Raw genomic sequence first — 14,572 nt, forward strand, 5'->3', positions numbered from 1 at the left:
CGGATCAAAAAATTCAGACTAAAACAGTCGGCTTTATTTACTTGAGCAAACGAATTTCGAATGTCCACCGAAATTGATTAATCCAAATCAATAGCAATCTAAGACTAAGGTCTTATACTGTGCAACAGAAATAAACGCAGGGCCAGATTTGGCGATCCAATAATAATTCAACGGCATACCCATACAATAAAAAAAACAGTATGAATGTGCGCCGTTTTTTTTCGCCTTGGACCATCTGTAATCAAACCGGTTTATTAATCTCTAAACGGAAACAAAACATGAGCGAAGTTGCACTATCAATACTGGTCCTGTCCGTAGTGGCAGTGATTGGTTTGTGGTTTGGAGGGCTCAAAATCAAAGGGGTTGGCCTCGGCATCGGTGGTGTGCTGTTTGGCGGTATCCTGGTTGGGCATTTTATCAATCAATTCGGCTGGCATCTCGATGGTCATGCCACGCACTTCATCAAGGAATTCGGGCTGATTCTGTTTGTCTATACCATTGGTATTCAGGTCGGTCCCGGCTTTTTTGCTTCCCTGAAAAGCAGCGGTCTGAGGTTGAACGGACTGGCTGCCGGAATCGTGATTCTCGGGGGACTCACAGCCGTGGCTCTGCATTTTATCTTTAACCTGCCACTTAATGTTTTTCTGGGAATATATTCTGGCTCTGTCACCAACACTCCGTCGTTGGCTGCCGGACAACAGATCCTGCAGGAGCTTGGCATGGTGCAGGAACAAACCAATATGCTGGGGCTCGGTTATGCCATGGCCTATCCTTTTGGCATTCTTGGCATCCTGTTATCCATGTGGATTATCCGGATCGTGTTCGAAATCAATGTCGAAGAAGAAGCTGATAGATTCGATAGCAACAGTGGCAGCAAGAAGAAAGCTCTGTTGTCGATTAATGTGGTGATTGAAAACCCCAACATTGATGGGATGAAGTTTTCAGAGTTGTCCGGACTCATTGGTGAAGAGGTGATTTGCTCAAGGATGAAAACCAAAGGCGAGCTAAAAGTCCCTTCGGCTGAAACCGTACTACACCTCGGCGACTTTCTGCATTTTGTCGGCCCCAGTCAGGATTTATTGCATAAAGCCACCGTCATAGTCGGCGAAGAAGTCTCAGAATCCCTTTCCACCAAAGGAACACTATTAAAAAGTGATCGTGTGGTCGTCACCAATGAAAAAGTGCTTGGCAAACATCTTGGTGAATTGAATTTCAAACACAGCCACAATGTGGTGATCTCGCGCTTGAACCGGGCTGGCGTTGAGCTGGTTGCCAATAAAGACTCTGTGCTGCAGTTTGGGGATATTCTCAATATTGTCGGAGCTGAGGCAGATATCGAAAAGGTTGGAAAACTGATCGGTAATGCTACCAGCAAACTACATCACGTGCAGATGTTGCCAATTTTCATTGGCATTGGCCTGGGGGTTCTGCTCGGTTCCATTCCCTTCCAGCTACCGCATTTGCCAGCGCCGCTGAAACTCGGTCTGGCTGGCGGCCCCTTGATTGTGGCTATCATTCTGGCCCGGATCGGCAGCATCGGCAGGCTGTACTGGTTCATGCCCCCCAGCGCCAACCTGGCTCTCAGAGAAATCGGTATTGTGCTGTTCCTAGCGGTTGTTGGTATTGATTCCGGCGCTAATTTTGTCACCACTCTGCTTGATGGTGAAGGACTGACCTGGATGGCCTATGGCATCGCCATTACCTTGATTCCTCTCCTGGTTATTGGCTTGATTGGCCGGGTTTTGATGAAAATAAACTATTTGACCCTCTGCGGATTACTGGCTGGCTCCATGACCGATCCTCCAGCTCTGGCATTTGCCAACTCCATTCATTCGTCCAACGGTGCTGCCGCATTGTCTTACGCAACAGTGTATCCGTTGGTGATGTGCCTGCGGATTCTTTCCCCCCAGGTCATAGCGGTTCTGCTCTGGGTCTCCAGCTGACCACCATTCTGATCTGCGCCCGGCATTCGCCGGGCTTTTCCCTACTGTAACCAGCCATGTTGATACAAATCATTCCATTTTGATTAATTAATTTAGATAATTCTAATATATAGATTAAATGGGAGGAGGGCCGGCATGGCCAGGAAACTTATTATTATCGGTGGTGTGGCGGGTGGTGCATCCGCGGCCGCCAGAGCTCGACGACTGTCAGAAGACGCAGAAATCATTATCTTTGAACGTGACCGGTTCATCAGCTTTGCCAACTGTGGCCTGCCTTATCACATAGGAGGAGAGATCAAGGAACGTGAGGCGCTGCTGGTTCAGACTCCTGAATCCATGAATGCCCGGTTTAATCTGGACATACGAATCCAGACAGAAATCCTGGCCATTGATCCGGTGAATAAATCCGTGTTGGCCCGCGAGTTGAACAGTGGCAGGGAATATCACGAATCCTATGACGATTTAATCCTGAGCCCAGGTGCCAGACCTTTTGTTCCACCAATCCCTGGTATTCCTAACGACAAAACATTCACCCTGCGGAACATCCCCGACATGGACAGGATTATCCGCACCATTCAAACCGATGCGCCAAAATCAGCTATCGTGATTGGTGGGGGATTCATTGGTGTCGAAATGGCCGAGGCATTGGTACAGCAAAACATCGAAACCTCCCTGATTGAACTTTCCAATCAAATAATGGCCCCTGTTGATCCAGAAATGGCCGTGCCCTTACATGAGGAGCTGCGCCGTCATGGCGTCCGTCTGATGCTGGGTCAGTCGGTGGAGAGCATCGACACGCAGGATAACGGTCTGCATCTTACGCTCCAGAATGGTAATACGCTGACCACAGATATGCTGATCCTGGCCATCGGAGTTAAACCCGATACTACCCTGGCCGGTAGTGCCGGACTGCAGATCGGCCCACGTGGAGGCATCCTGGTCAACGACCGAATGGAAACCCCAGTGCCACACATATATGCCGTCGGCGATGCTATCGAAGTAAAAGACTTCATCAGTCAGGAACCGGCGTTGGTGCCTCTGGCCGGCCCAGCCAACCGCCAGGGAAGGATCGCAGCTGATAACATCTTCGGTCGCCAGTCTCTTTATGGTAATACTCAGGGAACAGCTATCTGCAAAGTATTCAACTACGCCGTCGCCGCCACTGGCAGTAACGAAAAAGCCCTTCGCCGACGCGGTGCCCGATATGAAAAGATCTACGTCCATGGGGCTGATCACGCTTCCTACTACCCCGGCGCCAAAAACATTACCTTCAAATTACTGTTTGATCCCGAAAGTGGCCGGATTCTGGGAGCGCAGGCGGTTGGAGAAAAAGGGGTCGACAAACGTATAGACATCATGGCAACCATGATTAGAGCCGGTATGACTGTCTTTGACATGGAAGAAGCAGAGCTATGTTACGCCCCGCCTTTCGGTTCAGCCAAAGATGTGATTAATCAGGCCGGTTTCGTCGCCAGCAATGTAATACGCGGTGATCATCTGATCTGCCAGCCTGGGGAACTGACCAACGGTGCAGAGGACATGCTCATACTGGATGTCCGCAATGCCGATGAAGTCAGTGCCTGTGGAGAAATCGAACATGCGGTCAATATTCCTCTGCCAGCACTCCGTCGAAGCCTCGATCAATTACCCAAAGACAGGACCATTCTGGTTTATTGCGCCGTCGGGTTGCGGGGATATGTGGCTTACCGGATGTTGTCTCAACATGGTTTCAAGGTGAAAAATCTGACGGGTGGTTATCGCAGTTACCAGATGTTCAAAAATATTGGCCGGTAAACCAGCAAACACAAGACTCTGAACTCACTGGTACTGCCTGCACAGTGACATTGAATACCTTTCAATGTCACTCAACATCCTTCAAAGACTCTATCAAAATGATCCGTCTCTGCCGGACATTCAATTGTTTATCCGTGTTTTTCCAACGCTTATTGATAGATGTCATATACTAACTCTATTGACTATGACATGTTGCTGGGGCACCAGGCCAACAGGTTGGTATTGTCAACCTGCAAAACAACAATAATCCATAGACGGTCCATCATGAACATATTGATCAAACTGGCCATAGGTCTTGGCATACCTTTTATCATTTTGTTGATTCCTCCAGAGGCTTACCCGATTACCGGTATGACAGTGGTGGAAACCAGAGTAATCGCCATTTTCATGCTGGCAGCGTTATTCTGGGTACTTGAACCCATACCCATTTATGCCACATCACTGTTGGTCATCCTGTTGGAACTGATCACATTATCAGACAAAGGCTTTAAACCTCTGGTCAAATCAAGTGCGGACAATTTCGGCACCCTGGTCAGCCATAAAGCAATCATGGCAACTTTCGCATCACCTATCATCATTCTTTTTTTGGGTGGTTTTTTTCTGGCGATGGCGGCGACCAAATACCGGCTTGATCAGAATCTTGCCAGAGTCATGCTCAAACCATTTGGCAGCAATCCAAAATTCGTCATGCTGGGGCTGATGCTCATTACCGCAGTATTTTCAATGTTTATGAGCAATACTGCCACCACTGCCATGATGCTATCTATTTTGGTCCCGGTACTGGCCGTTTTTGAAATTAATGATCGTGGTCGCATTGCATTTTCGCTGGCCATTCCATTTGCTGCCAATGTGGGAGGTATAGGCACGCCCATCGGCACACCTCCCAATGCCATTGCCCTTAAGTATCTGACCGGTGAACACGCCATCAGTTTTGGCGCGTGGATGGCCTTTGCTGTTCCTTATGTCATTATCATGCTGCTTATTGCCTGGTTGTTACTGGTAATTTTTTATCCGCCTGCCCCCAGAGCATTTAAGCTCACCATAAAAGGAAAATTTCTGAAAACCCCGCAGGCATTAATTGTCTACATAACATTTGCGGTTACGATCCTGCTCTGGTTAACCGATTTTCTGCACGGGATGAACAGCTATGTGGTTGCCATGATTCCCGTAGCGGTGTTTTCAGTAACATCAATCATTACCAAAGAAGATCTCAAACGTATCAGTTGGGATGTTCTCTGGCTGGTATCCGGCGGCATCGCCCTGGGACTGGCTCTGGAGCAAAGTGGACTGGCTCAGCACGTTGTTCACAGTATTCCGTTTGAACGCTTCTCACCATTGATCATTGTGTTCATGGTCAGTGTAGTTGCCCTGTTAATGGCTAACTTCATGTCTCATACGGCGACTGCCAACTTATTGCTACCGCTAGTGGCAGCTCTGGGAACTTCCCTTGCCGGACTGGAAAATTTTGACAGCATCAAAACACTGCTGCTGAGTGTCACATTCGCATGTTCTCTGGGAATGTCTCTGCCAATCAGTACACCACCCAATGCTCTGGCGTTTGCCACCGGCAACTGTGAAACGCGGGACATGGCTCGCATGGGAGTCAGTATCGGAATCATTGGCATATTAATGAGTTTCCTCATGATCTATCTGCTGAACATGATTAATTTTCTATGACCCAAAGACTCACCGTTCAACAGATCAAGGAAAAATATTTCTCCGATCCTGACAAGGTTATTCAAGTCCGGGCAGGCGAAATTCTGTACGATGAACTGGCCTATAACCAACGTCTTTATATTGTTTTAAGCGGTTGTATCACCGGATATATGTCCAACCGTTTTGGTGATGAATATAAGATCTTCGAAAGCATCAAAGATCAATTTGTCGGCGTGCATTCGTTCTTTTCTGAAGACCATCAGAGCTACGCCAAAATTGTCGCCAGCACCGACGCCACTCTGGCATATATCGAGGCCGACGAATTTCAGGACCGCATGCTGGATCACGAGTTCTCCAGTTTTGTGGTTTCCCTGGCTCTGAGCGAACTCTCAGCCCGCCAGCGGTTTGCCCGCAAAGAGGCTTTCGAAAAACAGGAGAGCATGAAGAGGCTGATGCAAGCGGACAAAATGGCAACCCTTGGACAAATGGCAGCAGGTCTCGCCCATGAACTCAATAATGCCGTTGGTGTACTGGCCAGCAAAACCACCTGGCTGGCAGATATTGTGGCCGAATATCTGAACGAAAAAGATGCTCATCAGATGTTCCCGTTTTTTGAACAGGGGCTGCACCGCGGACAATATTTATCCAGTTCTGAAGTACGCCATAACCGCCAACAGTTTGAACGCGAGTTAAAATTTGATCATTCACTGGCACGGAAAATTGCCAAGACAGGCCTGGCCGTCAGCGAACTGAAATCTTTAGGCACTAAAGACCTGCGCAAAGCCGCTGAACGGGTGGTGTACTACTGGGAAATTGGTGCGGCTTTCTACGATATGGGCATCGCAGCCCGTCAGGCGACTCATGTAGTCAGTTCCGTCCGACAATTAGGCGCCCGCCACCGGCAGCACCACGATGGTGTGGAAGTCAATAAAAGCCTGCATGAGGCACTGGCTATTTTAAGCAGCATGCTTAAGAGTATTCGTTTGGAACTCAAACTCGAAGATCCGTTACCCGAAGTGTTCGGCAGTGGCGGCGAACTGATGCAGGTATTCGTTAATCTGATCAAAAATGCAGCGGAAAGTCTGACCGCCAACAATACCGAATCACCGACGCTATGGATTTGTTCTCATCTTAACCAGAAACAGATAGAGGTTACGATCAAGGACAACGGACCGGGTATTCCGAAATCCATTCAACATAAGATCTTCCGACCGAACGTATCCACGAAAGTGGAAGGGCTGTCGTTTGGACTCGGGCTCGGGCTCTCCATTGTTCAGCGCCTGGTGGAGGGTCATGGCGGTTCGATCCAATTGAACAGCGAACCAGGCAATACAGAATTCAAAGTCATACTACCGGTGAATTAATATGAAAAACATCAACATCATTTGTGTAGACGACCAGCGGGAAGTACTGAACACCATCGCCGAAGATCTCAAAATCTTCGAACAACAAGTAAACATTGAGGAATGCGAGTCGGCTGAAGAGGCTCAGGAAGTCATGGAAGATCTCGATAGCCAGGGTGATCTGATTGCTTTGATCATCAGCGATCATGTTATGCCGGACAAAACCGGAGTTGATTTCCTCGCTGATGTCAAAGCAGACGGTCGGTTTGTCCAAACCAAAAAAGTCCTTTTGACCGGATTGGCAACCCACCAGGATACCATTACTGCGATCAACCAGGCTGGCATTGACCACTATATCGAGAAACCCTGGAAACAGGCAGAGTTACAAAAAACGGTTCGGGAACTGCTGACGCATTATATTTTTAACGCTGGTCTGGACTATCAGAAATATCTGGAAATTCTCGATAAGGATATTGTATTCAGTCGATTGCAGAACAGTACAGGTTGAGGTTTTGACGTCTTACCGGAAATTAAGGCAATGGCAATATCGGCTATCCCTGCGACAGAGAATAGAGTCTGTGCTACATCAGACACTCCCTTCCTTTTCCACCACCAGCACCCTGGCTTCGCCGATAGGGTGCGCCACATGTTCGGTACCAATCGTGGCATAAAACAGATCACCTGCAGACAGGCGATGAACATACTCATGACCATTCTGACGATAATGCATATCCACTTCACCATCGAGCACTACAAACACTTCCTCACCATCATTGACATGCCATCGATAGGGCTGATCAGTCCAGTGTAACCGGGTGGTGATTCCATTCATGTTGGCAATGTCCAAAGCTCCCCAGGCACGATCAGCGACAAAGTCTTTAGCCTTGATAATCTTCATTCGAACATCATCCTCACTATGATGAGACAGTGCTGCCTGTGTCCTGTTGCTGCGAACGAACCAGACTGACAAAAATTTCTTCCAAAGAACTTTCCCGTGTTTGCAGGTCTTTAAAGTCGATGCCATGGTCACCCAGCAAACGCAACAACTCGGAAATACCGGAATGATCACTTTGAGAATCAAAGGTATATATCAGCTGATAACCATCGTCAGCCAGCGTTAACTTATAGTCTTTCAATGTTGCCGGAATAGCGTCCAAGGGCTCTTTCAGTGCCAGCCTCAGTTCACGTTTACCCAGCTTCTGCATCAGTTGTTTTTTATCATCCACCAGGACAATTTTGCCTTTATTAATGACCCCGATGCGATCCGCCATTTCTTCGGCTTCTTCAATGTAGTGAGTGGTCAGAATAATGGTCACACCATTTTCGCGCAGACCACGAACCATCTCCCACATATCACGACGCAACTCCACATCCACTCCAGCAGTCGGTTCATCGAGAAACAGGATTTTAGGTTCGTGAGATAGAGCTTTGGCAATCATCAATCGCCGCTTCATGCCGCCTGACAATGCCATTATGCGGGAATCCTTTTTCCCCCACAGGGACAGGTCCCGCAATATTTTTTCGATATATTCCGGATTTGGCGCTTTACCAAACAAACCGCGACTGAAATTGACGGCACCCCATACGGTTTCAAACGAATCGGTCGATAATTCCTGAGGCACCAGTCCGATTTTGCCTCGCGCCTGCCGATAATCACGCAGCACGTCATGCCCATCGGCCAGAACCTGGCCACTGGACGGATTTACGATGCCGCAGATAATACTGATCAGCGTCGTTTTACCCGCGCCATTCGGCCCCAGTAACGCAAAAATCTCGCCCGCCTCGATCTCCAGATCGATCTGATTCAGTGCCTGAAAACCACTGTCATATATCTTGTTTAACTGCTTAATGGAAATGATAGCTGCCATGCCCGCCCCGCCGTCGAAATCTCATGTGAAGGTAGGCATGGTAACACGGTTTTTCGGCGCTCAACGGCTACATTTTATGTTCCTGAGCCTTGATGCCATTGTGCTCCTGAGTTTCCCGGATAAACGCCAGCAAAGCGGTCATCTCCATAAAACCAATCTGAGGTTGCGGAGGCATATTGCCATAGGACCAATGGTGCTGTTGAACACCATTTTTAATCGCCCGATAAAACGCTTCGTTACTGTGATGACCGGGGTTATAAAATGAATGGATCAAAGGCGGACCCGACGGAGTTCCCTGGGCATTGACGCCATGGCAGGCAGCGCAATTCTGATTGAAGACCTGCTGCCCGTATTGGCCCTTTTCAGTGAGATCACCGATTTTGACGTCCACGTGCCCCCGGTCATGGTTAGCCAGAACAATAGCAGATATCAGCATCAACGCTGATACGATAAGTATACGCATGATTTGTTTTCCTAAATGATCAATGGATAGATTAAAAATAGCTCAGGAAAACAGGATCGGAGGATGAAAGATGTCAGCCGGCAGATGGCCGGGCTGTGGAGACGTAATGGTCGGGTAGGATACTGCCTGCAATTGAATCAGAGAATGACATGAGTGCAATATTGAAGCCTGCGAAAGCTGGCAACATGTCTGCTGACAGGCACTGCCATCATCAGCACCCTGGCAACCATTCATGGTGGTCATCTCCATGGCATGGGTCATCACTGAAGCATTGCCCGCCTCAGCAAAAGCTGGTTGCACAAACAATAATGCCAGCAATCCCAATAACCATATGTAACGCATAACGAACACATCACCCCCGTCAGAAGCAGAAATATTACCGGGAGAGAAATATTCAAACAACCGCTGAATACAGATCTCTCTAGATCGGACTGTGTTATGGAATCGGGGTCTCAATTCAGCGGACAAAAACAATCCCTGATTCACACAGGAATAGTCAGACCTCCGCTCACTCATCACTTAAGCCCTTAACTATTTGGGAACAGGGCAGACTGAAAAAACCATTACAACTTTTTGACTGAATATCTACTCCAGCCTCCGGGTAAAAAACCATCCGGCAATAGACAACGTGACCAGCCCGATCACCAGCAATGGCCAGGTATTCATCCATACCTGTTCAAACGGCATGTTCTTGAGAAACAGCCCTTTGATCGTAATCAGACTGTGTTTGAGCGGATTGGTCCAGGTAAGCGTCTGCAACCAGTCCGGCATATTCTCAATCGGGGCGGCATAACCGGACAGCGTAACGGCCGGTACCATAAACAAAAACGCACCCAATATTGCCTGTTGCTGAGTTTTGGAAATGGCGGATATGAACAGACCAACACCCACCACCGCCATCACAAATGTAAACAGTACCAGCAGCAGCCAGAGGAATGACCCGGTAAACGGAATCTTAAAAACCCCTACGGCAAATCCCCAGATCACCATCCCTTCTGCCAACCCCACCAGTACCGCCGGCACGGTTTTACCCACCAGAATTTCCCACGGCATGAGTGGTGACACCAACAATTGATCAAACGTGCCCAGTTCACGCTCTCTGGCTACCGACAGCGCTGTGACTATCAGAGTAATCAACATGGCCAGAATCGCCACCAGCGACGGTACCGTGAACCACAGATATAACAGATTCATGTTGAACCAGTTACGCCCCACCAACACCGTCGGCAATACATCACCGCCCTGCTCAAAACGGACTCCCGAACTGTAACCATTTACCAGCTGAGTAATATAACCACTGACTATTTGCGCGGCATTGGAGCGACGGCCATCCAGGATAACCTGCAGATTCGCTACCTGACCTCGCGCCAGCTGTCGGGAAAAATCCTGCGGGATCAAAATAGCAGCCATGACTTTTTGTTCGTCAATCAGCGGATGCAACGCCTGCAGACTGTTGACCATTTGAATACGGGTAAACGTGGGAGACGCGGCAAGCCGTTGTACGAGTTCATAACCATGTTTGCCGGCATCCTGGTTATAAATGGCCAGTGAAACATTTTTGACTTCCAGGGTGGCTGCAAAACTGAACACCAGTAATTGCAGAATCGGCGGTGCAATCAGTACCACCCGCCCGCGGGGATCGCGAAACAACGCCAGCAGCTCTTTGACAATCAGCGCATAGATTCTCATACATCCAACCTCTTGACGGTTTTCCGCGCTGTGAGAACGAAAAACACCAGGCCGATGAACACCATAACGCCCATGCAGGAAAGCAGTAACGGCCAGATATTTCCACTGAGAAACAACGTTTGCAGGCTGGTCACAAAATAGCGGGCCGCAAACACATGGCTGAGTATACGCACCGGCAACGGCATGGAGCTGATCTCAAAGATAAATCCAGACAACATAAATGCAGGAAGAAAGGCTGACATTAACGCCATCTGCGAAGCTACAAACTGATCCTTGGCCACCGATGAAATCAACAACCCCTGACCCAAAGCTCCGAGCAGGAAGACAGAGGTGGCGGCCGTCAGTGCCAGAAACGATCCCCGGAATGGAACTTCATACCAGAATGTCGCCACCACCCAACATACCACCATCGATCCCATGCCAAGCAGATAATAAGGAATAAGCTTACCCAGCAGGATCTGACTGATTGAAACCGGCGTGGCCATCAACGCCTCCATGGTGCCCCGTTCCCATTCGCGGGCAATCACCAGTGCGGTCAGCAGAGTACCAATCAGTGTCATGATGATGGCAATCGAACCGGGGATCAGAAAATTACGGCTGCGCAGTTCGGGATTAAACCAAAAGCGGTTATCGAGTCTGATCAAAGAAGGCGTCAGATCAATACCACGATCCCGTATCTGATGGTCCAGCCAGACCAGATAAACACCGTTGACATAATTCTGAACAAAGGAGGCTATGTTCGGCTCTGATCCATCGGCAATCACCTGAATGCTGGCACTGCGGCCATCCAGAATGGCATCGGCCACCAGATTCTGTGGTACCACTACAATACCGCGGATCTCTCCAGCCACCAGCTGTGGTTCGAACTCCCGTCGGTCATGACCAATTTCAACCTCCAAAAAACGAGAGGAGGTAAAGGTTTCCACGAGACTGGAAATGCTCGGAGACATATCCTCCAGGACCACCCCGATACGGATACGATTGCTATCGAGGTTAACGCCATAGCCAAATATGAATAACAGCACCAACGGCAACACAAAGGCGATCAGAATAGCGCTCGGATCACGCATGATCTGTAGCATTTCTTTGCCAATCAATGCCAGTAACCGTCTCATGCCGCCCCCTCTTCTACGACCGGATTGTTGTCATAATCCCGAACCAGCGTAATAAATGCCTCTTCCAGCGTAGAGGATTCGACGCCGGACAAGTTTGAAGCCTTAAGTTTCAAATCATCCGGACTACCGGTAGCAATATTGTGTCCCCGATATATCAGCCCGATACGGTCACAATATTCCGCTTCATCCATGAAGTGAGTGGTCACCATGACCGTCACCCCTTTCTCAACCATGGCATTAATGTGCATCCAGAATTCACGCCGGGTGATCGGGTCCACCCCCGACGTTGGTTCATCGAGAAATAACACGTCAGGTTGATGCATGACTGCACACGCCAGTGCCAATCGTTGTTTGTACCCTAATGGTAGTGAGCCGGCAGTCATCTTCAGATAGGGGGCAAAATTGAAAATATCCGTCATCAGTTCAATCTGATGCCGGCGGCGTTTACCCGAGAGCCCATAGAGACCGGCAAAAAACCTTAAATTCTGCAATACACTCAGATTAGTGTAGAGGGAAAAAGACTGGGCCATGTATCCAATGCGTGCACGCGCTTTGGAGGTCGCGGTTTTCAGATTCAATCCGGTCACAAAAGCTTCTCCGGAACTGGGCTGTAATAGCCCACACATCATTTTGAAAGTCGTTGATTTGCCAGCTCCGTTTGGACCCAGCAGACCAAATACCTCACCTCTGTGTATTTGGAAGGTATTATCCGCCACGGCAGTGAATTGACCGAACTGTTTAGTCAAGCGACGGGCATCAATAACCGGTTGATCATTGGCCGGTTTATCTGTCATTTCCGCCGCCAGCGCCGACTGTCCCCCAGGACCACCACCCAGAATATCGATGAAAGCATCTTCGAATCCAGGCGTCACAGACTGCCACTGGCCCCTCTCCAGTTTTGGCCGGGCTTGCCCGGCCCCTAATACCACACGGACATGATGTCCCTGAATCACACCATCGATGACCTCTGGCTGACGAAGCATGCCCGACAGTACCCGTCGGCGCGTTTCCGCCGGAATTCCCTGAATCTGCCACACCCGGCCACTGACTTGCTGAAACAGTTGTGCCGGGACGCCGTCATACAGTTTTTTGCCGTCATTTAGAAGAATGACGGTATCGCATTTTTCCGCCTCATCCAGGTAAGCGGTAGACCAGACCACGGCCATTCCCGCGGACAACAACTCACGCACCATTGCCCATAATTCCCGGCGGGAAATCGGGTCCACTCCGACGCTTGGTTCATCCAGCAGCAACAATTGCGGGTCACCGAGTAACGCACACGCCAGCCCCAGTTTTTGTTTCATTCCCCCGGATAATTTTCCTGCCAATCGTTGCTGAAATGACTCCAGCGCAGTGAAATGCAGTAGCCGGGCAAATTTATCTGCGCGTGCCTGACCGGTTACCTGACGCAAATCTGCATACAGTTTCAGATTCTCCAACACTGTCAGGTCTTCATAGAGACCAAATTTCTGTGGCATATAACCGGTCACTTCATGCACTTCTCCAGCCTGCCGGACGGTGTCCAGCCCAGCGACAGTAATACGCCCGGTATCCGCCTGCATCAAACCCACCAAATGACGCAGCAGCGTGGTTTTACCGGCACCATCCGGTCCCACCAGACCGGTCATACGACCTGGAAAGATCTCCGTGGAAATATCTTCCAGAGCAGGTCGATCCATCCCCTTGAAGTGCTTGCAGAGATGATCAATAACAACCACTGGCGTACTCATGGCTGTCCTGCCACCGGCTTTGGTACCGTGACAGTAACCGGCATGCCCTGACGTAAGCCAGCGTCTGGATTAGCGACAATTACCCGCAGGCGATACACCAGATCCGTTCGTAACTGAGTGGTTTCGACAGTTTTGGGTGTAAATTCAGCCTGCGGAGAAATAAATCCGATCTGTCCCTGATAAGTCCGATGTGAATCAGTTGTGACGGTGACCTGCTGACCCGGTGAAAGGTAACCAAGATCGGGTTCATTAACGTATGTCCGCACCCATACCGGATCATTAAGAGCCAGGGTATACACCGGCTGACCAGTAGAAACGATGGATCCTTCCTCCCTCACTCGGGTCAGAATGATACCGTCATTCGGTGCCAACAAGCGGCTGTCCTGCAAAGACGTCGTCGCAATGTTAACTTGCGCCTGCGCGGTCTTGACCCGGGCACGGGCCTCATCGCGGGCGGCAAAAGCATCATCGAACGCCCCCTGGGAAATGGCGCCTTTTTTCAGCAGCTCTGCGCTACGTGCATACAATTTCTCGGCATTTTTTACAGCAGCCTCCGTTTCCTGTAGAGACGCCTGGCGTAACGCCAGCTCATCCATAAAAGGCTTGGTATCGAGTACGGCCAGCACATCCCCGCGATGAACCTGATCACCTTCTTCCTGACTCAGGGTCTGAATACGGCCCGCCACCCGAAACGCCAGGGCTACATCACGAATGTCAATGTTGCCATACAATGTCAGTTCGGTAGTCTCTGTCACCGGTAAGCGCTGTTGTGTCATATAGTAATAGTAGCCACCACCAGCCATAGCCGATAACAACAGTAACACCAATACAACACGTTTCATTGCACCACCCCTGAATGTTGCCATCTGATAAGTATTTAAGCAGGTGATCAATCTTGCGCAATTAAGGCCCCATGATAAACGTAATTAATTCATCAAAGGCACGCTTATGATTAGCTGAGCTGGATTGTT

13 protein-coding genes are annotated in these 14,572 nt (G+C 49.4%); 5 read left to right on the forward strand and 8 right to left on the reverse strand.

From position 1 onward, the window contains the following. The first annotated feature begins 278 nt into the window (after window positions 1–278). From YC6258_RS01420 to YC6258_RS01440, 5 genes are all read left to right on the forward strand, one after another. Complete coding sequence (locus tag YC6258_RS01420; RefSeq protein WP_044615464.1) at window positions 279–1,943, forward strand: putative transporter; 1,665 nt, start codon at window positions 279–281, stop codon at window positions 1,941–1,943. Window positions 1,944–2,078: 135 nt separating this feature from the next. Continuing rightward, complete coding sequence (locus YC6258_RS01425; RefSeq protein WP_044615465.1) at window positions 2,079–3,737, forward strand: FAD-dependent oxidoreductase; 1,659 nt, start codon at window positions 2,079–2,081, stop codon at window positions 3,735–3,737. A 264-nt stretch (window positions 3,738–4,001) separates the two neighbouring features. After that, the gene (locus tag YC6258_RS01430) at window positions 4,002–5,414 is read left to right on the forward strand and encodes an SLC13 family permease (RefSeq protein WP_044615466.1); all 1,413 of its coding nucleotides are present in this window, start codon (window positions 4,002–4,004) and stop codon (window positions 5,412–5,414) included. After that, the gene (locus YC6258_RS01435; protein WP_044615467.1) at window positions 5,411–6,757 is read left to right on the forward strand and encodes an ATP-binding protein; all 1,347 of its coding nucleotides are present in this window, start codon (window positions 5,411–5,413) and stop codon (window positions 6,755–6,757) included. Before YC6258_RS01430 ends, YC6258_RS01435 begins: the two co-directional genes overlap by 4 nt. 1 nt (window position 6,758) lies before the next feature. Next, window positions 6,759–7,244, forward strand: coding sequence for a response regulator (locus YC6258_RS01440; RefSeq protein WP_044615468.1), 486 nt, complete (start codon window positions 6,759–6,761; stop codon window positions 7,242–7,244). Between the two features lie 78 nt (window positions 7,245–7,322). Here YC6258_RS01440 and YC6258_RS01445 read toward each other — a convergent pair whose 3' ends face one another. From YC6258_RS01445 to YC6258_RS01480, 8 genes are all read right to left on the reverse strand, one after another. Beyond that, complete coding sequence (locus YC6258_RS01445; RefSeq protein WP_044615469.1) at window positions 7,323–7,634, reverse strand: cupin domain-containing protein; 312 nt, start codon at window positions 7,632–7,634, stop codon at window positions 7,323–7,325. Window positions 7,635–7,650: 16 nt separating this feature from the next. Continuing rightward, complete coding sequence (locus YC6258_RS01450) at window positions 7,651–8,604, reverse strand: ABC transporter ATP-binding protein (protein ID WP_044615470.1); 954 nt, start codon at window positions 8,602–8,604, stop codon at window positions 7,651–7,653. A 67-nt stretch (window positions 8,605–8,671) separates the two neighbouring features. Next, window positions 8,672–9,067, reverse strand: coding sequence for a c-type cytochrome (locus YC6258_RS01455; RefSeq protein ID WP_052829987.1), 396 nt, complete (start codon window positions 9,065–9,067; stop codon window positions 8,672–8,674). A gap of 42 nt (window positions 9,068–9,109) precedes the next feature. Further along, window positions 9,110–9,409, reverse strand: coding sequence for a hypothetical protein (locus tag YC6258_RS29400; protein WP_144407524.1), 300 nt, complete (start codon window positions 9,407–9,409; stop codon window positions 9,110–9,112). A 243-nt stretch (window positions 9,410–9,652) separates the two neighbouring features. Then, entirely contained in the window at window positions 9,653–10,756 is a 1,104-nt protein-coding gene (locus tag YC6258_RS01465) for an ABC transporter permease (RefSeq protein ID WP_044615472.1), read from the reverse strand. Further along, window positions 10,753–11,871 carry an ABC transporter permease gene (locus tag YC6258_RS01470; protein WP_044615473.1) on the reverse strand — a complete coding sequence of 373 codons (1,119 nt, stop codon included), beginning with the start codon at window positions 11,869–11,871 and terminating at the stop codon, window positions 10,753–10,755. Before YC6258_RS01470 ends, YC6258_RS01465 begins: the two co-directional genes overlap by 4 nt. Then, window positions 11,868–13,601 (reverse strand): ATP-binding cassette domain-containing protein, encoded by a 1,734-nt coding sequence (locus YC6258_RS01475; protein ID WP_044615474.1) that lies wholly within the window; start codon window positions 13,599–13,601, stop codon window positions 11,868–11,870. Before YC6258_RS01475 ends, YC6258_RS01470 begins: the two co-directional genes overlap by 4 nt. Next, the gene (locus YC6258_RS01480; RefSeq protein ID WP_044615475.1) at window positions 13,598–14,443 is read right to left on the reverse strand and encodes an efflux RND transporter periplasmic adaptor subunit; all 846 of its coding nucleotides are present in this window, start codon (window positions 14,441–14,443) and stop codon (window positions 13,598–13,600) included. Before YC6258_RS01480 ends, YC6258_RS01475 begins: the two co-directional genes overlap by 4 nt. Between the last annotated feature and the right edge of the window lie 129 nt (window positions 14,444–14,572).

The organism is Gynuella sunshinyii YC6258, assembly GCF_000940805.1.
Classification (GTDB): domain Bacteria; phylum Pseudomonadota; class Gammaproteobacteria; order Pseudomonadales; family Natronospirillaceae; genus Gynuella; species Gynuella sunshinyii.

Bases quoted from the DNA above. Each gene is read 5' to 3' on its own strand.
- YC6258_RS01480 (WP_044615475.1), bottom strand. From the start codon at position 14,443: ATGAAACGTGTTGTATTGGTGTTACTGTTGTTATCGGCTATGGCTGGT.
- YC6258_RS01420 (WP_044615464.1), top strand. From the start codon at position 279: ATGAGCGAAGTTGCACTATCAATACTGGTCCTGTCCGTAGTGGCAGTG.
- YC6258_RS01450 (WP_044615470.1), bottom strand. From the start codon at position 8,604: ATGGCAGCTATCATTTCCATTAAGCAGTTAAACAAGATATATGACAGT.
- YC6258_RS01435 (WP_044615467.1), top strand. From the start codon at position 5,411: ATGACCCAAAGACTCACCGTTCAACAGATCAAGGAAAAATATTTCTCC.
- YC6258_RS01465 (WP_044615472.1), bottom strand. From the start codon at position 10,756: ATGAGAATCTATGCGCTGATTGTCAAAGAGCTGCTGGCGTTGTTTCGC.
- YC6258_RS29400 (WP_144407524.1), bottom strand. From the start codon at position 9,409: ATGCGTTACATATGGTTATTGGGATTGCTGGCATTATTGTTTGTGCAA.
- YC6258_RS01470 (WP_044615473.1), bottom strand. From the start codon at position 11,871: ATGAGACGGTTACTGGCATTGATTGGCAAAGAAATGCTACAGATCATG.
- YC6258_RS01440 (WP_044615468.1), top strand. From the start codon at position 6,759: ATGAAAAACATCAACATCATTTGTGTAGACGACCAGCGGGAAGTACTG.
- YC6258_RS01475 (WP_044615474.1), bottom strand. From the start codon at position 13,601: ATGAGTACGCCAGTGGTTGTTATTGATCATCTCTGCAAGCACTTCAAG.
- YC6258_RS01425 (WP_044615465.1), top strand. From the start codon at position 2,079: ATGGCCAGGAAACTTATTATTATCGGTGGTGTGGCGGGTGGTGCATCC.
- YC6258_RS01445 (WP_044615469.1), bottom strand. From the start codon at position 7,634: ATGAAGATTATCAAGGCTAAAGACTTTGTCGCTGATCGTGCCTGGGGA.
- YC6258_RS01455 (WP_052829987.1), bottom strand. From the start codon at position 9,067: ATGCGTATACTTATCGTATCAGCGTTGATGCTGATATCTGCTATTGTT.
- YC6258_RS01430 (WP_044615466.1), top strand. From the start codon at position 4,002: ATGAACATATTGATCAAACTGGCCATAGGTCTTGGCATACCTTTTATC.